This is a genomic window from Streptomyces sp. JJ66 (assembly GCF_019303495.1).
Classification (GTDB): domain Bacteria; phylum Actinomycetota; class Actinomycetes; order Streptomycetales; family Streptomycetaceae; genus Streptomyces.
On record NZ_JAEVFI010000042.1, the window covers coordinates 1 to 20,980 of the forward strand.

General features: G+C 72.7%; 19 protein-coding genes. 1 reads left to right on the forward strand and 18 read right to left on the reverse strand.

The genetic code is table 11. The features are described 5' to 3' along the window. Positions 1 to 119: 119 nt before the first annotated feature. From JJV70_RS21335 to pyrR, 14 genes are all read right to left on the reverse strand, one after another. Positions 120 to 2,276, reverse strand: coding sequence for a primosomal protein N' (locus JJV70_RS21335; RefSeq protein ID WP_308294947.1), 2,157 nt, complete (start codon positions 2,274 to 2,276; stop codon positions 120 to 122). Positions 2,277 to 2,473: 197 nt separating this feature from the next. Beyond that, complete coding sequence (gene metK / locus JJV70_RS21340; protein WP_219049667.1) at positions 2,474 to 3,682, reverse strand: methionine adenosyltransferase; 1,209 nt, start codon at positions 3,680 to 3,682, stop codon at positions 2,474 to 2,476. A 169-nt stretch (positions 3,683 to 3,851) separates the two neighbouring features. After that, positions 3,852 to 5,090: a bifunctional phosphopantothenoylcysteine decarboxylase/phosphopantothenate--cysteine ligase CoaBC gene (coaBC, locus tag JJV70_RS21345; RefSeq protein ID WP_219049668.1), complete on the reverse strand. Its 1,239-nt coding sequence runs from the start codon at positions 5,088 to 5,090 to the stop codon at positions 3,852 to 3,854. Between the two features lie 164 nt (positions 5,091 to 5,254). Further along, a complete protein-coding gene (gene rpoZ, locus JJV70_RS21350; RefSeq protein ID WP_219049669.1) occupies positions 5,255 to 5,527 on the reverse strand; it encodes a DNA-directed RNA polymerase subunit omega in 273 nt (90 codons plus the stop codon). A 136-nt stretch (positions 5,528 to 5,663) separates the two neighbouring features. After that, positions 5,664 to 6,251, reverse strand: a complete 588-nt coding sequence (gmk, locus tag JJV70_RS21355) for a guanylate kinase (RefSeq protein WP_219049670.1) — start codon at positions 6,249 to 6,251, stop codon at positions 5,664 to 5,666. Between the two features lie 73 nt (positions 6,252 to 6,324). Next, complete coding sequence (gene mihF / locus JJV70_RS21360) at positions 6,325 to 6,645, reverse strand: integration host factor, actinobacterial type (protein WP_219049671.1); 321 nt, start codon at positions 6,643 to 6,645, stop codon at positions 6,325 to 6,327. 251 nt (positions 6,646 to 6,896) lie between these two features. Beyond that, a complete protein-coding gene (pyrF, locus tag JJV70_RS21365) occupies positions 6,897 to 7,736 on the reverse strand; it encodes an orotidine-5'-phosphate decarboxylase (RefSeq protein ID WP_219049672.1) in 840 nt (279 codons plus the stop codon). Further along, positions 7,733 to 8,854, reverse strand: coding sequence for a quinone-dependent dihydroorotate dehydrogenase (locus JJV70_RS21370; protein ID WP_219049673.1), 1,122 nt, complete (start codon positions 8,852 to 8,854; stop codon positions 7,733 to 7,735). Before JJV70_RS21370 ends, pyrF begins: the two co-directional genes overlap by 4 nt. A gap of 108 nt (positions 8,855 to 8,962) precedes the next feature. Continuing rightward, complete coding sequence (carB, locus tag JJV70_RS21375) at positions 8,963 to 12,295, reverse strand: carbamoyl-phosphate synthase large subunit (RefSeq protein WP_219049674.1); 3,333 nt, start codon at positions 12,293 to 12,295, stop codon at positions 8,963 to 8,965. After that, on the reverse strand, positions 12,288 to 13,427 hold the full coding sequence (gene carA, locus JJV70_RS21380; protein WP_219049684.1) for a glutamine-hydrolyzing carbamoyl-phosphate synthase small subunit: 1,140 nt from the start codon (positions 13,425 to 13,427) through the stop codon (positions 12,288 to 12,290). Before carA ends, carB begins: the two co-directional genes overlap by 8 nt. Beyond that, positions 13,427 to 14,029 carry a hypothetical protein gene (locus tag JJV70_RS21385; RefSeq protein ID WP_219049675.1) on the reverse strand — a complete coding sequence of 201 codons (603 nt, stop codon included), beginning with the start codon at positions 14,027 to 14,029 and terminating at the stop codon, positions 13,427 to 13,429. The genes carA and JJV70_RS21385 overlap by 1 nt, the downstream gene beginning before the upstream one ends. After that, complete coding sequence (locus JJV70_RS21390; protein WP_219049676.1) at positions 14,026 to 15,318, reverse strand: dihydroorotase; 1,293 nt, start codon at positions 15,316 to 15,318, stop codon at positions 14,026 to 14,028. Before JJV70_RS21390 ends, JJV70_RS21385 begins: the two co-directional genes overlap by 4 nt. After that, positions 15,315 to 16,340 (reverse strand): aspartate carbamoyltransferase catalytic subunit, encoded by a 1,026-nt coding sequence (locus JJV70_RS21395; RefSeq protein WP_219049677.1) that lies wholly within the window; start codon positions 16,338 to 16,340, stop codon positions 15,315 to 15,317. Before JJV70_RS21395 ends, JJV70_RS21390 begins: the two co-directional genes overlap by 4 nt. Positions 16,341 to 16,441: 101 nt before the next feature. Then, positions 16,442 to 17,095, reverse strand: a complete 654-nt coding sequence (gene pyrR / locus JJV70_RS21400) for a bifunctional pyr operon transcriptional regulator/uracil phosphoribosyltransferase PyrR (protein ID WP_219049678.1) — start codon at positions 17,093 to 17,095, stop codon at positions 16,442 to 16,444. A gap of 222 nt (positions 17,096 to 17,317) precedes the next feature. Here pyrR and bldD point away from each other — a divergent pair, with 222 nt between their 5' ends. Then, positions 17,318 to 17,818, forward strand: coding sequence for a transcriptional regulator BldD (bldD, locus tag JJV70_RS21405; RefSeq protein WP_219049679.1), 501 nt, complete (start codon positions 17,318 to 17,320; stop codon positions 17,816 to 17,818). 111 nt (positions 17,819 to 17,929) lie between these two features. Here bldD and nusB read toward each other — a convergent pair whose 3' ends face one another. The 4 genes from nusB to JJV70_RS21425 form a co-directional block, all read right to left on the reverse strand. Further along, positions 17,930 to 18,355 carry a transcription antitermination factor NusB gene (gene nusB / locus JJV70_RS21410; RefSeq protein WP_219049680.1) on the reverse strand — a complete coding sequence of 142 codons (426 nt, stop codon included), beginning with the start codon at positions 18,353 to 18,355 and terminating at the stop codon, positions 17,930 to 17,932. A 1-nt stretch (position 18,356) separates the two neighbouring features. Further along, entirely contained in the window at positions 18,357 to 18,923 is a 567-nt protein-coding gene (gene efp, locus JJV70_RS21415) for an elongation factor P (protein WP_219049681.1), read from the reverse strand. Positions 18,924 to 18,993: 70 nt separating this feature from the next. Beyond that, a complete protein-coding gene (locus JJV70_RS21420; RefSeq protein ID WP_219049682.1) occupies positions 18,994 to 20,115 on the reverse strand; it encodes a M24 family metallopeptidase in 1,122 nt (373 codons plus the stop codon). Between the two features lie 104 nt (positions 20,116 to 20,219). Then, positions 20,220 to 20,980: AAA family ATPase (locus JJV70_RS21425; protein ID WP_219049683.1), on the reverse strand; the 761-nt coding region annotated here is incomplete at its 5' end.

A 20,980-nucleotide genomic window follows, 5' to 3' on the forward strand; every position in this document is an offset into this window, starting at 1 on the left:
GGCGCGCGCCGTGCCCGCGCAGGGCACGCCCGCGGCCCGCGAGGCGCGCACCGGGGCGCTTCCGGCGCCGCGGGGCGGCTGACGGGCGCCGCTGGCCGCGAGCGGTGCGCCCCACCGCGTCAGCCCAGGTCCAGCGGGTCGATGAGCAGACGCACCGGCGGGCCCTCCCGGCGGGCCAGCCGCGCGGCCTGCGCCGTCTTGAGCGCCGTGGCCAGCGCCGCGCCCCGGCCCGGCGGGACGCGCACGAGCATCCGCTCCCACACCTGCCCCGGTGGCGGATCACCGACGCGGCGCGGGCGGCCCGGCGCGAGAACGGGCAGCGGCACCGGGCCCAGCAGCTCCGCCTGAGCGGGCAGCTCGGCGGTGGCGAGGAACGCGGCCACCGCCTTAGGCTGCCCGCTGACGGACGCCATGCGGGAGACCGGCGGGTAGCCCAGCTCGGCCCGGTCAGCCAGCTCGCGCGCGGCGTGGCCGTCCGGGTCCCAGCGCACGAGGGCCTGCACCGGGCGCAGCGCGGGCTCGGCGAGGACCACCACCATGCCGCCCGCGGACTGCGGACGCACCAGCGCGGAGGCGGCCAGCCAGCGCCGCAGCGCCTCCTCCTCGGCCCGCAGATCGGGGCGGCCCAGCAGCGCCCACCCGTCCAGCAGCAGCGCCGCCGCGTACCCGGAACCCTCCGGCACCGGTTCGGCGCCCGGGGTGCTGACCACCAGCGCCGGGCGGTCGGGCACGGTGGCCAGTACGTGGTCCCGGCCCGAGGTCCGCACGGCCACGCCCGAAAACGCCCGGCCCAGCTCCTCCGCGGTACGCCGGGCGCCCACGACACTGGCCCGCAGCCGTGCCGTACCGCACTCCGGGCAGCGCCAGTGCGGTGCCTGCCGCCCGCACCAGCCGCAGCGCAGCTCCTCGGCCGCGCCCGGGGCCGTCAGCGGGCCGTGGCAGTGGGCACAGCGCGCTGGTTCCCGGCACCGCTCGCAGGCCAGCCGGGGCACGTAGCCACGGCGCGGCACCTGGACGAGCACCGGCCCGGCGGCCAGGGCGTCCCGGGCGGTCTGCCAGGCGAGCGTGGGCAGGCGGGCGGTACGGGCGGCGGCGTCCCGGGCCTCGTCCAGCTCCGAGACGGTCCGCACCAGCGGGGCGAGGGAGCGCACGGTGTCCCGGCTCGCCGTCAGCGGGCGGGCCCACCCCGCCTGTAGCAGGCGGGCGGCCTCGACGGTGCGGGTGTGGCCGCCCAGCAGCAGCGCGGTGCCCTCGTGCGCGGCGCGCAGCATCAGCACCTCGCGGGCGTGCGGCTGGGGGGCGTGGTCGTCGCGGTGGGCGGTGTCGCCGTCGTCCCACAGCGCGACCAGGCCAAGACGCTGGACGGGGGCGAACATGGCGGCGCGGGTGCCGACCACCAGCCGCACCGCGCCCCGGCTGACCGCCAGCCAGCGCCGGTAGCGTGCCTCCGGCCCGGCGTCGGCGGTGAGCAGCACGTGGTGACCGGCGCCGAGCAGCGCGGTGCAGGCGGCGTCGAGGCGGGCGGCGCTACGGCCGTCGGGCAGCACCGCCAGCGCGCCACGGCCGGAGGCGAGTGCGGCCACCAGCGCTCTGGCCAGCTCCTCGGGCCAGCCGGGCCCTGGCAGCGCCGTCCACACCGCGCGGGGGGTGCCGCCGGTGGCGAGGGCGCCGAGGAACGCGGAACCCTGCGGATAGCGTGCCCAGCCGCCCGGCTCGGGCGCGGCCGGCGGGGGCTGCGGCGCCTGGGGCGGGCGCGGCGCGCTCTTCTCGGCGCGGGCCATGCGGGGCGGGACGGCGAGCTGCACGACGTCGGCGAGGGCGCCCGCGTAGCGGTCCGCCACGGCGCGGCACAGGTCCAGCAGGGCGGGGGTGAGGACGGGCTCCGGGGAGAGCACCTGGGCCAGCGGGGCCAGGGTGCCGGGGAAGTCGCTCTCGGCACGGCGCTCGACGACGAAGCCGTTGATCAGCTTGCCGCCCTCGCGGCGGCCTTCGCGCTCCCCCGCGCCGAAGCGGACCCGGACGCGGACACCGGGGCGGGCCTCGTCGGCCATCGCGGCGGGCACGGCGTAGTCGAAGTAGCGGTCGAGGTGGACCAGGCCCTTGTCCACCAGGACCCGGGCGACGGGCAGCTCCTCGGCGAGGGCCGCGCCGCGCCAGGTGCGGGGCCTGGCCCGCCCGGCGCGCTGGGTCGTGCGCACCGTTTCCCTGATGAGGGCGAGCTGTTCGCCCGCCTCCGCCGGGGGGTCGTCCTCCCCCCGGGTGTCGTCGCTGGTCACGCGTTCAGTCTTAACAGACGGCACGGACAGGGCGGCCCCGCGCTGAGGGCTGCCGCCGGGCCCGGGCGTGGCCCGGTCCCGGCGTTGCCTGAGGCGCCCGGCAGGCGGCGGCATGGGCCGCGCCCCGGTGTGCGCAGCCGCCGGACGGGCTGGTGGTACGGCCCGTCCGGCGGCTGGCGGTGGTGTGGTCCCCGCGGTTACTGGCCCGCGGCGGCGCGGAGGGCTTCGACGCGGTCGGTGCGCTCCCAGGTGAAGTCGGGCAGATCACGGCCGAAGTGACCGTAGGCGGCGGTCTCGGCGTAGATCGGCCGCAGCAGGTCCAGGTCGCGGATGATCGCGGCCGGGCGGAGGTCGAATACCCCGGTGATGGCCTGCTCGATGCGGGCCTCGTCCACCGTGTTGGTGCCGAAGGTCTCCACGAACAGGCCGACCGGCTCCGCCTTGCCGATCGCGTACGCCACCTGCACCTCGCAGCGGGCGGCGAGCCCGGCGGCGACGACGTTCTTCGCCACCCAGCGCATCGCGTACGCGGCGGAGCGGTCCACCTTGGAGGGGTCCTTGCCGGAGAAGGCGCCGCCGCCGTGGCGGGCCATGCCGCCGTAGGTGTCGATGATGATCTTGCGGCCGGTCAGGCCCGCGTCGCCCATCGGGCCGCCGATCTCGAAACGGCCGGTCGGGTTCACCAGCAGCCGGTAGCCCTCGGTGTCCAGCTTGATGCCGTCCTCGACGAGCTGCGCGAGCACGTGGTCCACGACGAACTCGCGGACGTCGGGCGCGAGCAGCGAATCCAGGTCGATGTCCGAGGCGTGCTGGCTGGAGACCACGATGGTGTCCAGGCGCACCGGCTTGTCACCGTCGTACTCGATGGTGACCTGCGTCTTCCCGTCGGGGCGCAGGTAGGGGATGGTCCCGTTCTTGCGCACCTCGCTCAGCCGCCGCGACAGGCGGTGGGCCAGGGTGACGGGCAGCGGCATCAGCTCGGGCGTCTCGTCGCACGCGTACCCGAACATCAGGCCCTGGTCGCCCGCGCCCTGCCGGTCCAGCTCGTCCTCATCCCCCAGCACCCGGTTCTCGTACGCGCTGTCCACGCCCTGCGCGATGTCCGGGGACTGCGCGCCGATGGACACCGACACGCCGCAGGAGGCGCCGTCGAAGCCCTTCTTGGAGGAGTCGTAGCCGATCTGGAGGATCTTCTCGCGCACCAGGGTGGCGATGGGCGCGTACGCCTTGGTGGTGACCTCGCCAGCGACGTGCACCTGGCCGGTGGTGATGAGCGTCTCGACGGCGACGCGCGAGGCGGGGTCCTCGCGGAGCAGGGCGTCGAGGATGGTGTCGCTGATCTGGTCGGCGATCTTGTCGGGGTGGCCCTCGGTCACGGATTCCGAGGTAAACAGGCGGCGGGACACATCGCTCCCTGGGGTTGCAGCGGCTGCTGGCTGATCACGGTCGGACCGGCTAGGGGAGCTGCGCCCCTCGGGGTCCGGTTCGACAGTTTATCCGTACGCCCTATGGGGCTGGTCAAGGTGTCTCACCCAGCGACATCCCCCGTGGACGGAGGGCACCGGGCGGCGGTGGTCACCCGGCGGGCGCGGCCGGGGCGCCGAGGCGGGCGCCGACCAGGTCCCAGACGGTGTCGGCGAGCGCTTCCTTGGGGCCGTAGGGCACCGGCGTCTGGGTGCCGTCCGTGGCGAGGACCACAGCCTCGTTGTCGGCGGAGCCGAACGTCTTGTGCTCGCCGACCTCGTTGACCACCAGCAGGTCGCAGCCCTTGCGGGCGAGCTTGGCGCGGCCGGCGGCCAGCACGTCGTCGGTCTCGGCGGCGAAGCCCACGACGACCTGGCCGGGGTGGGGGCGGTCGGCGGAGAGCTCGGCGAGGACGTCGGGATTGCGGACGAGGGCGACGGGCTCGGGGTCGTGCCCGTCCCGCTTCTTGATCTTGCCGCTGGCGTACCGCGCGGGCCGGAAGTCGGCGACGGCCGCGGCCATGACGACGGCGTCCGCGTCGGCGGCGGCCTTCAGCACCGCTTCCCGGAGCTGGAGCGCGGTGCCGACGGGCACGACGGTGACCCCTGCCGGGTCGGGCAGCGCGGTGTTGGCGGCGACGAGGGTGACGCGGGCACCACGGGCGGCGGCGGTGGCGGCGAAGGCGTAGCCCTGGCGCCCGGAGGAGCGGTTGCCCAGGTAGCGCACCGGGTCCAGCGGCTCGCGGGTGCCGCCGGCGCTGACGACGACGTGCCGGCCGGCCAGGTCGGCGGCGGGCAGGCCGCGCGTGAGCACCCGGCGGCACAGGGCGAAGATGTCCTCCGGCTCGGGCAGGCGGCCCTTCCCGGTGTCGGCGCCGGTCAGCCGGCCGACGGCGGGCTCGATGACGAGGGCGCCACGGCGGCGCAGCGTGGCCACGTTCTCCTGGGTGGCCGGGTGCTCCCACATCTCGGTGTGCATGGCCGGGGCGAAGACGACTGGGCAGCGCGCGGTCAGGAGGGTGTTGGTGAGCAGGTCGCCGGCGATGCCGTGGGCGGCCTTGGCGAGCAGGTCGGCGGTGGCGGGGGCGACGACCACGAGGTCGGCCTGGCGGCCGATCGCCACGTGCGGCACCTCGTGCACGCTCTCCCACACCTCGGCGCCTACCGGGTGGCCGGACAGCGCGGCCCAGGTGGGGGCGCCGACGAACTCCAGCGCGGCGGCGGTGGGCACCACGCGCACCTCGTGTCCGGACTCGGTGAACCGTCGCAGCAGCTCGCACGCCTTGTAGGCGGCGATGCCGCCGCTCACCCCGAGAACCACCGTGGGCCGGTCCGTGTGGGCCGTCGTCATGAGCCACTCCCGCCTGCGCTCGTCGCGTACCGCCTGTGCACCCGCTATGACACACCACGGGCCCGGCAGCCGTGCTGCCGGGCCCGTTCGTGGCTTGTGCTGCCGAAACCGCACGCGGCGCTCCGGCACGGTTCTGCCCGGGCCGGTGGCCGGTCGGCCGTGGGTTACTGGACCGGGGCCTCGACGGCCTCGGACGTGAGCAGCCCGGCGTTGATCTCGCGCAGCGCGATCGACAGCGGCTTCTCGTGGACGTGGGTGTCCACCAGCGGCCCGACGTACTCCAGCAGGCCCTCACCGAGCTGGGAGTAGTACGCGTTGATCTGGCGCGCGCGCTTGGCGGCGTAGATCACCAGGCTGTACTTCGAGTCGGTGGCCTCAAGGAGCTCATCGATCGGCGGATTGATGATGCCCTCGGGCGTGGCGATGGAAGAGGACACGCTCTGCCTTCCGAGAGTGGATGAGACGTTCAGACGACCGTCATGCGGTCGTCTTGATGACCCTGCGGTCGTTGTCATGATCGGGGACGGAGCCAGGTGGCCGTTACACGGCGCGTGGACGGCTCGCCCGGGTCGATCAGAGCAAGGCTAGCAGTTCCGCGGCCACGTCCTCGACGGAGGTGTTGACCAAGGTGACGTCGAACTCCGGCTCGGCGGCCAGCTCGGTACGCGCCACGGCGAGCCGCCGTTCGATGACCTCGGGCGCCTCGGTGCCGCGGCCGGTGAGCCGGCGCACCAGTTCGTCCCAGCTGGGCGGGGCGAGGAAGACCAGCCGCGCCTCGGGCATGGAGGCGCGCACCAGCCGGGCGCCCTGCAGGTCGATCTCCAGCAGCACCGGCTCCCCGGCCTCCAGCTTCTCCAGCACCGCGCGGCGCGGGGTGCCGTACCGGTTGCCCGCGAACTCCGCCCACTCCAGCAGTTCGCCGTTGGCCACGAGCTTGTCGAACTCCTCGTCGTCCACGAAGAAGTAGTGGACGCCGTGCCGCTCACCGGGGCGGGGCCTGCGGGTGGTGGCCGAGACCGAGAGCCAGACCTCGGGGTGCGCCTTGCGCAAATGCGCGACGACCGTGCTCTTGCCGACCCCGGAGGGGCCGGAGAGCACGGTCAGCCGTGGTTGTCTGTCCGGGGGCTCCGGGGTTGCCCCCCGGGAGACAGGAGTAGTCATGCAGTGATTATCCCGGTTTCCGGATGTGCTTGTGCGCCGGGGGCGAGCCGCGGCGGGCGGCCCGCACCGGCGCTCAGCTCGCGCTGCCGAACTCCCGCTCAAGGGCCGCGATCTGGTTGGAGCCCAGACCCCGGACCCGGCGGCTCTCGGAGATGCCGAGCCGCTCCATGATCTGACGGGCCCGGACCTTGCCGACGCCGGGCAGCGACTCCAGCAGCGCGCTGACCTTCATCTTGCCGATGACGTCGTTCTTCTGTCCCTGCTCGATGACGTCGTGCAGGGTCGCGCCCGAGTGCTTGAGCCGGTTCTTGACCTCGGCGCGCTCCCGGCGGGCCGCGGCGGCCTTCTCAAGCGCGGCCTGGCGCTGTTCAGGGGTAAGGGGCGGAAGAGCCACGCCTTCGTCACCTCGGATGTCGAACTGGTCGGATGGTCGGGGTGGAACCTAGTAGCCCCACTGGAGTGGAGCAACGAGCAACGCGCCTGTTCACGCCGCTCTGCTCGGAGACTAGCGGGCCAGACCCGCATAAGTCAGCGAGAACAGCGGAAAAGTCCTGGTCAGACTCAAACCGAACAGGACTTTCCGGGACAATACCCGCCAGTAGCAGCCCAGCGGGCCTCCGCGCCGCTCACCTGCACCGCCGCAGGTCAGCCCAGGACAGCGGCCAGCGCCTCCGTCTCGGCCCGCACGGCCGACCGCAGCGCGCCGGTGTCGGGACCGTGGCGCAGCACGCCCCGGCTGACGGACGGCACCACGCTGCCGAGGGCGGAGCCGAAGACGCGGGGCAGATCCGCCGCGCTCGCGCCCTGCGCGCCCAGCCCGGGGGCGAGCAGCGGGCCGCCCATCGCCAGGTCCGCCCCGGCCTCGGCCAGCGTCGCGCCGACCACCGCGCCGAAGGAGCCCAGCGGGGCGGTGCCGGCGTTCTCCTTCGCCAGTTCGTCCAGCACGCGCTGCGCGACGGTGCGGCCGTCGGCGGTCTGTGCGCGCTGCACCTGGGGACCTTCCGGATTGGAGGTGAGGGCGAGAACGAAGGCTCCGGAACCGCTGGCCCGGGCGGCGTCCAGAGCCGGGCGCAGCGAGCCGAAGCCGAGGTAGGGGCTGAGGGTGACGGCGTCGGAGAACAGCGGGCTGGACGGGTCCAGATAGGCGGCGGCGTAGGCGGCCATGGTGGAGCCGATGTCGCCGCGCTTGGCGTCCATCAGCACCAGCGCGCCGCCGGAGCGGGCGTCGGCCAGCGCGCGTTCGAGTACCGCGACGCCACGGGAGCCGAAGCGCTCGTAGAACGCGGACTGCGGCTTGACCAGGGCCACCCGGTCGGCGAGCGCGTCCACGACGGTGCGGGTGAAGCGCTCCAGCCCGGCGACGTCGTCACCCAGGCCCCAGTCGGTGAGCAGCGCCGGGTGCGGGTCGATGCCGACGCACAGCGGACCGCGGGCGTCCAGAGCGCGGCGCAGCCGGGTGCCGAACGGTTCGGGAGTCTGGTTCACGCGGCGTCCGCCTCACGGGTGTCGGCGCCGACGGCGTCGGCGAGGGTCGGGTAGGGGCTGGCGGCCAGCCGCGCGGCCAGGCCCCGGTGGATACGGCGCGCCCACAGCGGCCCCGCGTAGACGAAACCGGTGTAGCCCTGGACGAGGGTGGCTCCGGCCAGAATGCGTTCCCAGGCGTCGTCGGCGGTCTCGATGCCGCCCACGCCGATGAGGAGCAGCCGGTCGCCGACGCGCGCGTACAGGCGGCGCAGCACCTCAAGCGACCGCTCTCTGACCGGGGCGCCGGACAGGCCGCCGGTCTCGGCGGACAGCCCGGGCGGCGAAAGCAGGCCCAGACCCTCGCGGGCGATGGTGGTGTTGGTGGCGATGATGCCGTCCAGGCGCAGTTCCACGGCGAGGTCGGCCACGGCGTCCACGTCGGCGTCGGCGAGATCCGGGGCGATTTTGACGAGCAGCGGGACGCGGCGGCCGGGGACGGCCCGGTCGGCGGCCTCGCGCACGGCGCTCAGCAGCGGACGCAGCTGCTCGGTGGCCTGGAGGCTGCGCAACCCGGGGGTGTTGGGCGAGGAGACGTTGACGACGAGGTAGTCCGCGCAGGGGGCCAGGCGCTCGGCGGAGGTGACGTAGTCGGCCACCGCATCCTGCTCGGGGACCACCTTCGTCTTGCCGATGTTGACACCGACGACGGTGCGGAACGCCGGGCGACCGGCCGCGCGGGCCCGCAGGCGGGCGGCTACGGCGGCGGAGCCGTCGTTGTTGAAGCCCATGCGGTTGATCAGCGCCCGGTCCGCCACCAGCCGGAACAGGCGCGTGCGCGGGTTGCCGGGCTGCGGCTGGGCGGTGACGGTCCCCACCTCGACGTGGTCGAAGCCGAGCATCGTCAGCCCGTCGATGCCGACAGCGTTCTTGTCGAACCCGGCGGCCAGGCCGAACGGGCCGTGCATCCGGCGGCCGAGCGCGGTGACCCGCAGCGAGCGGTGCCGGGGGGCGAGGACGGCTGCGGCGAAGGTGCGCAGCACGGGGACGCGGGCGAGGGCGCGAATCCAGGCGAAGGCCAGGTGGTGGGCCTTCTCCGGGTCCAGCCGCCGGAAGAGGAGGTCGAACAGCAGGCGGTACATGCGGCGCGGGCGGGCCTTCCGGTTCCTTCAGCGGACGGGGCGGGGTAGCGGACGGGCGGGGCCAGGGGCGGCCGGGGGACGCGGGGTGGGCGTCCCCCGGCCGGTGCCTCAGCGGGTCCGGGCGGCGCCCAGGTGTTCGGCGTGTTCCTGGAGGGAGCGCACGCCCACCTCGCCTCGGCTGAGTGCTTCGATGCCCTGGACGGCGGCGGCCAGGGCTTGGACGGTGGTCAGGCAGGGGACGGAGCGGGCGACGGCGGCGGTGCGGATGTCGTAGCCGTCCAGGCGGCCGCCGGTGCCGTAGGGGGTGTTGATGATGAGATCGACCTGGCCGTCGTGGATGAGCTGGACGATGGTCTTCTCACCGTTGGGTCCCTCTCCCTGGCTCTGTTTGCGTACGACGGTGGCGTTGATGCCGTTGCGGCGTAGCACCTCGGCGGTGCCGGAGGTGGCCAGTAGTTCGAAGCCGAGCGCGACGAGTTCGCGGGCCGGGAAGATCATTGAGCGTTTGTCGCGGTTGGCGACGGAGACGAAGGCGCGTCCCTTGGTGGGCAGTGCGCCGTAGGCTGCCGCCTGGGATTTGGCGTAGGCGGAGCCGAAGACGGTGTCGATGCCCATGACCTCGCCGGTGGAGCGCATTTCGGGGCCGAGCACGGTGTCTACGCCGTGGCCGCGGGTGTCGCGGAAGCGGGACCAGGGCAGTACCGCCTCCTTGACGGAGATGGGCGCGTCCAGTGGCAGGGTGCCGCCGTCGCCTTCGGCCGGGAGCAGTCCTTCGGCGCGCAGTTCGGTGATGGTGGCGCCCAGTGAGATGCGGGCGGCGGCCTTGGCCAGGGGTACGGCGGTTGCTTTGGAGGTGAAGGGCACGGTGCGTGAGGCGCGTGGGTTGGCTTCCAGGACGTAGAGGATGTCCCCGGCCATGGCGAACTGGATGTTGATCAGGCCGCGGACGCCGACGCCGTGGGCGATGGCCTGGGTGGAGGCGCGCAGCCGCTTGATGTCGTAGCCGCCCAGGGTGATGGGGGGCAGGGCGCAGGCGGAGTCGCCGGAGTGGATGCCGGCTTCTTCGATGTGTTCCATGACGCCGCCGAGGTAGAGCTCGTGGCCGTCGTAGAGGGCGTCGATGTCGATTTCGATGGCGTCGTCCAGGAAGCGGTCGATGAGGACCGGGTGCTCGGAGATGAGTCCGGCGTGCCGCTCCAGGTAGGCGCCCAGGGATGGCTCGTCGTAGACGATCTCCATGCCGCGGCCGCCCAGCACGTAGGAGGGGCGGACCATGACCGGGTAGCCGATGCCCGCGGCGATGTCCCTGGCCTCGGTGAAGGAGTAGGCGGTGCCGTACTTGGGGGCGGGCAGCCCGGCCTCGGTGAGGACGCGGCCGAAGGCGCCCCGGTCCTCGGCGGCGTGGATGGCCTCGGGCGGGGTGCCGACGACGGGCACGCCGTTGTCCTTGAGTCCCTGGGCCAGGCCCAGGGGTGTTTGCCCGCCCAGCTGGACGATGACCCCGGCCACGGGTCCGGCCTGGGTTTCGGCGTGCACGATCTCCAGTACGTCCTCCAGGGTGAGCGGTTCGAAGTAGAGCCGGTCGGAGGTGTCGTAGTCGGTGGAGACGGTCTCGGGGTTGCAGTTGACCATGACCGTCTCGTAGCCCGCCTCGGAGAGCGCGAAGGAGGCGTGTACGCAGGAGTAGTCGAACTCGATGCCCTGGCCGATGCGGTTCGGGCCGGAGCCCAGGATGATCACCGCGGGCTTCTCGCGCGGGGCGACCTCGCTCTCCTGGTCGTAGGAGGAGTAGAAGTACGGGGTGCGGGCGGCGAACTCGGCGGCGCAGGTGTCCACCGTCTTGTAGACGGGGCGGATGCCCAGCGCGTGCCGTACCTCGCGCACCACGTCCTCGCGCAGGCCCCGCAGGGTGGCGATCTGGGCGTCGGAGAGCCCGTAGCGCTTGGCCTGGGCCAGTACCTGGGGCGTCAGCAGCTCAGCCGCCGCGACCTCATCAGCGACCTCCTTGATCAAGAACAGCTGGTCCACGAACCAGGGGTCGATCTTGGTGGCCTCGAAGACCTCGCTGGGGCTCGCCCCCGCACAGATGGCCCGCATGACGGTGTTGATCCGCCCGTCGGTGGGACGCCGGGCCTGGTTCAGCAGGGCGTCCTTGTCCCCCAGGTCCCCGGGGGTGGTCCCCGCCGTGGGGGTGAAGTCGAACTGGCTGCCCTTCTTCTCCAGCGAGCGCAGCGCCTTGTTCAGCGCCTCGGGGAAGTTGCGGCCGATCGCCATCGCCTCACCGACCGACTTCATCGTCGTCGTCAGCGTGGAGTCCGCGGCCGGGAACTTCTCGAACGCGAACCGCGGGACCTTGACGACCACGTAGTCGAGCGTGGGCTCGAACGATGCGGGAGTCTGCTCGGTGATGTCGTTGGGGATCTCGTCGAGGGTGTAGCCGACGGCCAGCTTCGCGGCGATCTTCGCGATCGGGAACCCGGTGGCCTTCGAGGCCAGCGCCGAGGACCGCGAGACCCGCGGGTTCATCTCGATCACGATGACCCGCCCGTCCGCGGGGTTGACCGCGAACTGGATGTTGCAGCCCCCGGTATCCACCCCGACCTCGCGGATGATCGCGATACCCACATCACGCAGCCGCTGGTACTCGCGGTCGGTGAGCGTCATCGCCGGAGCGACGGTGATCGAGTCACCGGTGTGCACGCCCATCGGGTCGAAGTTCTCGATGGAGCACACCACGACGACGTTGTCGCGGGCATCGCGCATCAGCTCCAGCTCGTACTCCTTCCAGCCGAGAATCGACTCCTCCAGAAGGACCTCGGTGGTCGGCGAGAGCGTCAGCCCCTGCCCGGCGATGCGGCGCAGCTCCTCCTCATCGTGCGCGAAACCCGAGCCCGCGCCGCCCATCGTGAACGAGGGCCGCACCACCACCGGGTAGCCGCCCAGCTCCCTGACCCCATCCAGCACGTCGTCCATGGAATGGCAGATGTAAGAGCGGGCCGACTCGCCATGGCCGATCTTGCTCCGGACGACCTCCACGACCTCCTTGAACCGGTCCCGGTCCTCGCCCTTGTGAATCGCCTCCACATTGGCGCCGATCAGCTCTACCCCGTACTGCTCCAGCGTCCCCGCCTCGTGCAGCGAGATCGCCGCATTCAGCGCCGTCTGCCCGCCCAGGGTCGGCAACAACGCGTCCGGGCGCTCCTTGGCGATGATCTTCTCGACATACTCGGGCGTGATCGGCTCCACGTAGGTGGCGTCGGCGATCTCCGGGTCGGTCATGATCGTGGCCGGGTTGGAGTTCACCAGGATCACCCGCAGGCCCTCGGCCTTGAGCACCCGGCACGCCTGAGTACCGGAATAGTCGAACTCCGCGGCCTGGCCAATGACGATCGGGCCCGAGCCGATCACCAGGACGGACTGGATATCGGTGCGCTTAGGCACGCTGGGCCTCCATCAGGGAAACGAAACGGTCGAACAGATAAGCGGCATCATGCGGACCGGCAGCCGCCTCGGGGTGGTACTGCACGGAGAACGCGGGCCGGTCCAGCAGCCGCAAACCCTCCACCACCTGATCATTCAGACAGACATGGCTCACCTCGGCCCGGCCAAACGGCGTGGGAGCAGGCCCCTCCAGCGGCGCGTCCACAGCGAACCCGTGATTGTGCGCGGTGATCTCCACCTTGCCCGTAGCCCGGTCCTGCACCGGCTGGTTGATCCCACGATGCCCGTACTTCAGCTTGAACGTGCCAAACCCCAGCGCCCGGCCCAGCACCTGGTTACCGAAGCAGATACCGAACAGCGGCGTCCCGCGCTCCAGCACCCCCCGCACCAACGACACCGGATGGTCAGCGGTGGCCGGATCCCCGGGACCGTTGGAGAAGAACACCCCATCCGGCTCCACCGCGTAGATATCCGCCACCGAGGCAGTCGCGGGCAGCACATGCACCTCGATACCGCGCTCAGCCATCCGCTGCGGCGTCATCCCCTTGATGCCCAGGTCCACAGCCGCCACGGTGAAACGCCTCTCCCCCTGGGCAGGCACCACATAGGACTCGGTGGTGGCCACCTCCCCACACAGGTCAGCACCCTTCATCTGCGGCACCGCCCGCACCCGCGCCAGCAAGTCAGCGTCCGCACCCACCGCCTCACCGGAGAAGATGCCCACCCGCATCGCACCACGCTCACGCAAATGCCGCGTCAGCGCCCGGGTATCCACACCCGAGATCCCCACAACGCCCTGCCCCGCCAGCTCCTCATCCAGCGTCCGCACCGAACGCCAGCTGGACGGCACCCGCGCCGGATCCCGCACGACATACCCAGCCACCCAGATACGCCCCGACTCCGGATCCTCGTCATTCACCCCGGTATTACCAACATGCGGCGCGGTCATCACCACCACCTGCCGGTGATAGGACGGATCAGTCAGCGTCTCCTGGTATCCGGTCATACCAGTGGAGAACACCGCCTCACCAAACGTCTCCCCCACCGCACCATAAGCACAGCCGCGAAAGAAGCGGCCATCCTCCAGAACGAGTACGGCGGGAGCCGGTGTGGGGCGGGTGGAGGTCGTCATCATGCGCCTTCCCGGTCGTGCTGGACGGCGACAGCGCTGTCGCCGGGTGGAGTGAGTTCGGTGAGGGCCGCGAGCCAGGCGGCGTGCTCAGCGGGGTGGTCGGAGCGGAAGCCGGAGTCGAGCGTCTGCTCGCCCAGCTGCCAGCTGATGACGAGCAGGCCGCCCTCGGTGACGACCTTGCCCGCGATGCCCTTGTCCAGCCGGGCGCCGCGCAGGGCGCCGGCGGGGATGAAGAAGTCGCGCGTGCCGGGGCGCAGGACCGTCAGGCCCCGGTCGGTGAGGGTCAGCTCGGCGCGGCTGCGCAGCCCGAGGCCATGCGCCACAACACGGTCCAGCCACTGTCCGGCCGTCGTCGTCCCGTGGTAGCGGCCGTCCAGGACCAGGCGCGGGGTACCGGCCTCCTCCGGGACGCCGGCGGGTTCGGGCAGGCCGCTTTGGAGCGTGCCGCGCCAGCGCCAGCCCTGCCGCATCAGCCAGTACACGAGCGCCACCAGCAGCAGCAGCCCGACGGCCCAGCCGACGCGCTCGGCGAGCTGGGTCACCTCCTGCGAGGAGCGCTCAGTGCCGCCCTCGGCGAGGAAGGTCCATGGAAACGTGTTCACGCCAGCTTCCCGTCTGTCACCGTGGCCCGGCCCCGCAGGAAGGTGTGTGTGACGCGCCCCGGCAGCTCGCGGCCCCGGTAGGGGGTGTTGCGGCTGCGGGAGGCGAAGCCCACGGGGTCCACCTGACCACGGTAAGCCGGATCGGCCAGGGTGAGGTTGGCGGGCTCACCGGGCGAGACGGGGCGGCCCTGGCCAGCCAGCCGGCCGATGTGCGCGGGGCGGAAGGACATGCGGTCGGCGACACCCGCCCAGTCCAGCAGGCCGGTGTCCACCATGGTGTGCTGGACGACCGACAACGCTGTCTCCAGGCCCACCATGCCCATGGCGGCGGCGCCCCACTCACAGTCCTTGTCCTCGTGCGGGTGCGGGGCGTGGTCGGTGGCGACGCAGTCGATGGTGCCGTCCGCGAGCGCCTCGCGCAGCGCCAGCACGTCGGCCTCGGTGCGCAGCGGCGGGTTGACCTTGTACACCGGGTCGTAGGAGCGCACCAGTTCGTCGGTGAGCAGCAGGTGGTGCGGGGTGACCTCGGCGGTGACGTTCCAGCCCTTGGACTTGGCCCAGCGCACGATCTCCACCGACCCGGCGGTGGACAGGTGGCAGATGTGCACCCGGGAGCCGACGTGCGCGGCGAGCAGCACGTCGCGGGAGACGATCGACTCCTCGGCGACCGCGGGCCAGCCGCCCAGGCCCAGCTCGGCGGAGACGACCCCCTCGTTCATCTGGGCGCCCTCGGTCAGCCGGGGCTCCTGGGCGTGCTGGGCGATGACGCCGTCGAACGCCTTCACGTACTCCAGCGCCCGGCGCATGATCACCGCGTCGTCCACGCACTTGCCGTCGTCGGAGAAGACGGTGACGCCCGCGGCGGACTCGTGCATGGCGCCGAGTTCCGCGAGCTGCCTGCCCGCGAGGCCGACGGTGACGGCGCCGACCGGCTGCACGTCGCAGTAGCCGGACTCCCGGCCCAGCCGCCACACCTGCTCCACCACCCCGGCGGTGTCGGCGACGGGGAAGGTGTTGGCCATGGCGTGCACGGCGGTGAACCCGCCCCGGGCGGCGGCGCGGGTCCCGGTCAGGACGGTCTCGGAGTCCTCCCGGCCCGGCTCGCGCAGGTGGGTGTGCAGGTCCACCAGACCGGGCAGCAGGACGAGCCCGCCGGCCTCGATCACCCGCGCGCCGCTGGCGTCCAGCCCGGGGCCGACCTCGGCGATCGTCTCGCCGTCGATCAGCACGTCACCGGGCGGCCCGCCCAGTACCCGCGCGCCACGGATCAGGATCGTGTTGGTGCTCACTTGTTCTCCTCGGCGCGGTGCGCGGCAGTGCTGTCAGCGGCGGTCTCAGCGGTTGGCTTGGCGGTGGTCCCGGCGGGGGGCGCGGCCAGGGCGGCGCCGCCGAGCAGCAGGTAGAGCACCGCCATGCGGGTGGACACGCCGTTGGTGACCTGCTCGACGGCGGTGCAGCGCGGCGAGTCGGCGACGTCGGCGGTGATCTCCATGCCGCGGTTCATCGGCCCGGGGTGCATGACGAGCGCGTGCTGTGGCATCCGGGCCATGCGGGCGCCGTCCAGGCCGTAGCGGCGGGCGTACTCGCGCTCGGTGGGGAAGTAGGCGGCGTTCATCCGCTCGCGCTGCACGCGCAGCATCATCACGGCGTCGGAGGTGCCCAGCACCGCGTCGAGGTCGTAGGAGACCTCGCACGGCCAGTGCTCGACGCCGACCGGGACGAGCGTGGGCGGCGCGACGAGGGTGACCTCGGCGCCAAGCGTGCTCAGCAGGTGCACGCCGGAACGCGCGACGCGGCTGTGCAGGATGTCACCGACGATCGTCACGCGCCGCCCGGACAGGTCGCTCCCGGCCCCCGTGCCGAAGCGGCGCCGCAGGGTGAAGGCGTCCAGCAGCGCCTGGGTGGGGTGCTCGTGGGTGCCGTCGCCCGCGTTGACCACCGAGCCGCCGATCCACCCGGAGGTGGCCAGCCGGTGCGGGGCCCCGGAGTCGTGGTGGCGGATGACCACGGCGTCGGCACCCATCGCCTCCAGGGTGAGCGCGGTGTCCTTCAGCGACTCGCCCTTGGAGACCGACGAGCCCTTGGCGGAGAAGTTGATCACATCGGCCGACAGGCGCTTGGCGGCGGCCTCGAAGGAGATCCGGGTGCGGGTGGAGTCTTCGAAGAAGAGGTTGACGACGGTGCGGCCGCGCAGCGTCGGCAGCTTCTTGATCGGCCGGTCGGCGAGCCGTCCCAGCTCCTCGGCGGTGTCGAGGATCAGGACGGCGTCATCGTGGGAGAGGTCGGCGGCCGAGATGAGGTGGTGCTTCATCTGTTGCCTTCCGGGGGTGGAGGAGAGGCGTGCCGGGGCGGGCAGGCGTGCGGGCGGGGCCCGTCCGGGCGGCTCGGCGGGCAGGTGGTGGCGTGGGCGGGTTATCGGTCGTCGGGGCGCGCGGAGCCGCGCTGTGGGCCGTCAGACCCGGGCGCCCCCGCCTCTCTCCGCTCGCCGAGCAGCACCGCGTCGCGGCCGTCTTCCTCGGCGAGCTGGACGCGGACGGTCTCGCGCAGCGACGTGGGCAGGTTCTTGCCGACGTAGTCGGCGCGGATGGGCAGCTCGCGGTGGCCGCGATCGACCAGGACGGCGAGCTGGACAGCGCGGGGGCGGCCGAGATCGCCGAGGGCGTCGAGCGCGGCGCGGATGGTGCGGCCGGAGAAGAGCACGTCGTCAACCAGGACGACCAGGGCACCCTCGATGCCGTCCCCGGGGATCTCGGTGCGGGCCAGCGCGCGGGCGGGCCGCAGCCGCAGATCATCGCGGTACATGGTGATGTCCAGCGAGCCGACCGGGACGGGGCGGGAGGTGATGTCGGCGAGCTTGGCGCCCAGCCGCTCGGCGAGGTGCACGCCGCGGGTGGGGATGCCGAGGAGCACCACGTCGTCGGCGCCCTTGGCACGTTCGACGATCTCGTGGGCGATGCGGGTGAGGACCCGGGCGATGTCCGGGCCTTCGAGCACCGGCCGGGCGGCGGCGTGGTGCGCGGCGGCCGGGTCGGCAGCGGTCTGGCTGCCGGTGGTGTTGCTGTCCATGAAAAACGGACCTCCTTCCCCGCCTCACGGGACGGGCCTTAAAGGACGCCTGATTCTGTGCGCCTGTCACGGTACCAGAGACCGCCCCATGCCTGGTCACACGGGTGCTGCCGGGACTGCTGAGGCGCAGGTGGGGCAGATGAGTGTTGGCCTCAGCTTGACGCCGCACATTACGCTGCGTAACCTCACAGTGAGTTACCAACGCCTCTTCCGGGGAGCCATATGTCCAGCGAATACGCCAAACAACTCGGAGCCAAGCTCCGGGCCATCCGCACCCAGCAGGGCCTCTCCCTCCACGGCGTCGAAGAGAAGTCCCAGGGCCGCTGGAAAGCGGTCGTGGTCGGCTCGTACGAGCGCGGGGACCGCGCGGTGACCGTGCAGCGCCTCGCCGAGCTGGCGGACTTCTACGGCGTCCCGGTGCAGGAGCTGCTGCCGGGCAGTACGCCGGGCGGTGCCGCCGAGCCGCCGCCCAAGCTCGTGCTCGACCTGGAGCGCCTGGCCCACGTCCCGGCCGACAAGGCGGGTCCGCTGCAGCGGTACGCCGCCACGATCCAGAGCCAGCGCGGGGACTACAACGGCAAGGTGCTCTCGATCCGTCAGGATGACCTGCGCACGCTCGCCGTGATCTACGACCAGTCCCCCTCGGTGCTCACCGAGCAGCTGATCGGCTGGGGCGTCCTGGACGCCGACGCCCGCCGCGCGGTGGCCCACGAGGACGCCTGACGGCGCTAAGCCGCCACTGTGCGGTGTGCGGGTGGCGACGCCCGCACACCGCACCCGAAGGCCCCGGAGCTGTGTGCTCCGGGGCCTTCGTTTCGCTGGGTCGGGCGCGGGTCAGCCGCGGGCGGCGGGGCCCAGGTCCTTCAGGCGGCCCAGCAGGCCGTTGATGAACGCGGGCGACTCGTCGGTGGAGAACTCCTTCGCGAGCTGCACGCACTCGTCCAGCACCACCGCGTCGGGGGTCTCCTCCTCCCACAGCAGCTCATAGGCGCCCAGCCGCAGCACGTTGCGATCGACCGCCGGCATGCGGTCCAGCGTCCAGCCCACGGCGTGCTCGGAGATCAGCTCGTCGATGCGCGCGGTGTGCTGGGCGTAGCCCTCCACAAGCCGCATCGTGTAGTCGCTGACCGGCGGCTGCCGGGAGTCGCTGCGGGCGTGCCGCATCCAGTCGGCCAGCACCTCGTGGACGCCGGTCTCCCGCTGGTCGGCCTCGAAGAGGATCTGGAAGGCGCGTTTGCGGGCTTTGGTGCGGGCAGCCACGTCAGCTGTTCACCCGGCCGAGGTACTCCCCGGAACGGGTGTCAACCTTGATCTTCTCGCCGGTGGTGATGAACAGCGGGACGCCGATCTCGTAGCCGGTCTCCAGCTTGGCGGGCTTGGTGCCGCCGGTGGAGCGGTCGCCCTGCACGCCGGGGTCGGTGTGCTCGATCGTCAGCTCGACGGAGGCGGGCAGCTCCACGAACAGCACGTTGCCCTCGTGCATGGCCACCGTGGCCTCGAAGCCCTCGATGAGGAAGTTCGCGGCGTCGCCGACCGTCTTGCGCTCCACGTGGAGCTGGTCGAAGGTGTCCATGTCCATGAAGACGAAGTAGTCGCCGTCCATGTACGAGAACTGCATGCTCCGGCGGTCAACGGTGGCCGTCTCGACCTTGGTGCCGGCGTTGAACGTCTTGTCGACGATCTTGCCGGAGAGCACGTTCTTCAGCTTGGTGCGCACGAAGGCAGGGCCCTTGCCGGGCTTGACGTGCTGGAACTCGACAACGGACCAGAGCTGGCCCGCGTCGAGCTTGAGCACCATGCCGTTCTTGAGGTCGTTCGTGGTGGCCACGGTCGCGGAATCTCCTACAGACGCTGCTTCGGTACCAAGGGCGCCCGGACCGCACGGACCCGGCTAGGGCTCATAGCGCGAGCAGCTCCTTGGTCGTGATGGTGAGTAGCTCCGGTCCGCCGTCCGACTGCGCACGGACGACGAGTGTGTCATCGATCCGGACGCCGCCCCGGCCCGGGAGATGGACCCCCGGTTCGACGGTGACCGGCACGCAAGCGTCCAGTTTACCCACGCCCGAGGGGGCCAGCAGCGGGTCCTCGCCGATTTCCAGTCCGACACCCCCGCCGACGGCCGGTCCGAGCGCGTCACCGTACCCCGCGGCGTCCAGCAGGGCACGCGCCGCCCGGTCCACCATGCGGCACTGCGCACCGGGCGCCAGCGCCTCGCGGGCGGCCCGCTGGGCGGTGAACACCAGGTCGTGGAGCTGGATCTGCCAGTCGGCGGGTGCGGTGCCGATGACGAAGGTACGGCCGATGCGGCAGCGGTAGCCGCGATAGCAGGCCCCGAGCCGGACGGTGAGGAAGTCACCCTCCTCCACCCGGCGGTCGCTGGGGACGTGATCGGCCAGGCCCGAGTGGCGGCCGGTGGCCACCGAGGTGGGGAAGGCCGGGCCGTCGGCACCGTGGTCGATCAGCCGCCGTTCCAGCTCCAGCGCCAGGTGCCGCTCGGTGCGGCCCACGAGGATGGATTCCAGCAGTTCGCCCAGTGCCTGGTCGGTGATCTCGGCGGCGATCCGCAGGGCGGCGATCTCTTCGTCGTCCTTGACCAGCCGCTGCTGTTCGACGGCGCAGCCGAGGTCGGTGAGCCGCAGCGTGGGGGCTGCCGCGCCGAGCGCGCGGTGCCGGGCCACGGTGAGGTGGTGTTCTTCGACGGCGAGGGCACCGGCCCGGCCGCGAGCGGCGAGCTCACCGGCAGCCACCGCCGCGTCGGCGCCGGGAGCGGGCAGGCCGCGTACCCGCAGGGCGTCGGCGGGGTCGCCCAGGCCCGGCGGGGGCGGGGTGGCGTCGGCGGAGGTGAGGAGGGTGTCGTGACCGTCGGGGTCGAGCAGCAGGGCGGCCCCCCGGGGCGCGCAGCCGGTGAGGTAGCGCAGGTTGGCCGGGGTGGTCACGAGCACGGCCGTCCCGTCGGCCGTGCCGGTCGCGGCGGACCGGTCGCGCAGCCGGGAGCGTCGGGCCATGTGCACCTCGGACATGGGACGAGCCTAAGGGCGGCGAGCGCCGTCGGCCGCTTTGGGACAGCCGAACGTGAGGCCGCGCCATGCCCGGGGGCCGGCACCGGCCATGGCCGCCGGGGGCGCTACCACGACGGGGGGCTGGTGAGGGCGCGGGCGACGGTCTCGTCCAGCAGCCGGGCGGTGGTCTCGACGTCGTGCCGGGTGTTGTCGATGATCGGCAGGCCGGAGCTGTACCACCCCGCCATGCGGCCGTGGATGCGGGCCACCTCCTCGTCCGACAGGCGGCGGTTGCCGCTGCGCTCGGCGTTGCGCTCCAGGACGACGTCGAGGCCGGGCAGCAGCACGACGGGGATGAGGCCGGGGCCGACGTGGCGCTTCCAGCCGCCGAGGCCGACGACGGGCCAGTCGGGGAAGACGGCGTCGTCGAGGATGCAGGAGATGCCGTTGGCCAGGAAGTTGCGCGCCGCGAAGCCGCAGGTGCGGCGGGCCAGCCGGTACTGGGTCTCGGAGCCCTCGTGCCAGCCCTGCTGTGGGTCGGCGAACCCGGCCCGTACCCACTCGCGCACATCGTCGAGGCTGATGTGGGCGGTGGGGACGCGGCGGCGCTCGGCCCAGTGCCGGGCGACGGTCGTCTTGCCCGCGCCCGCGGGGCCGATGAGGAGCACCGCGACCGCTGCCCGGGTGGTGTCCAGCGGGATCGCGCCCTGCGGCTCGGCCGGGGGCTCGGGCAATTGCACGGGCGCGCCGGCCGGAAGCCGGACCAGCCCCGTGGGCTCGGCGCCGGGCTGCGGGGACGCCGGGGGCCCGTGCGGGGCGGGCGGCTCCCGCACCGGCGGCGGCCCTGGCTGCGCTGGCGGGGCGGGCGGCGGCTGCGGGGCGGGCG

Coding starts and splice junctions, on each gene's coding strand:
- JJV70_RS21420 (WP_219049682.1), bottom strand. CDS start 20,115: ATGTCCGAGGTGCACATGGCCCGACGCTCCCGGCTGCGCGACCGGTCC.
- coaBC (WP_219049668.1), bottom strand. CDS start 5,090: ATGACGACGGCCCACACGGACCGGCCCACGGTGGTTCTCGGGGTGAGC.
- carA (WP_219049684.1), bottom strand. CDS start 13,427: ATGACGACCTCCACCCGCCCCACACCGGCTCCCGCCGTACTCGTTCTG.
- gmk (WP_219049670.1), bottom strand. CDS start 6,251: ATGACTACTCCTGTCTCCCGGGGGGCAACCCCGGAGCCCCCGGACAGA.
- JJV70_RS21370 (WP_219049673.1), bottom strand. CDS start 8,854: ATGTACCGCCTGCTGTTCGACCTCCTCTTCCGGCGGCTGGACCCGGAG.
- bldD (WP_219049679.1), top strand. CDS start 17,318: ATGTCCAGCGAATACGCCAAACAACTCGGAGCCAAGCTCCGGGCCATC.
- pyrR (WP_219049678.1), bottom strand. CDS start 17,095: ATGGACAGCAACACCACCGGCAGCCAGACCGCTGCCGACCCGGCCGCC.
- JJV70_RS21395 (WP_219049677.1), bottom strand. CDS start 16,340: ATGAAGCACCACCTCATCTCGGCCGCCGACCTCTCCCACGATGACGCC.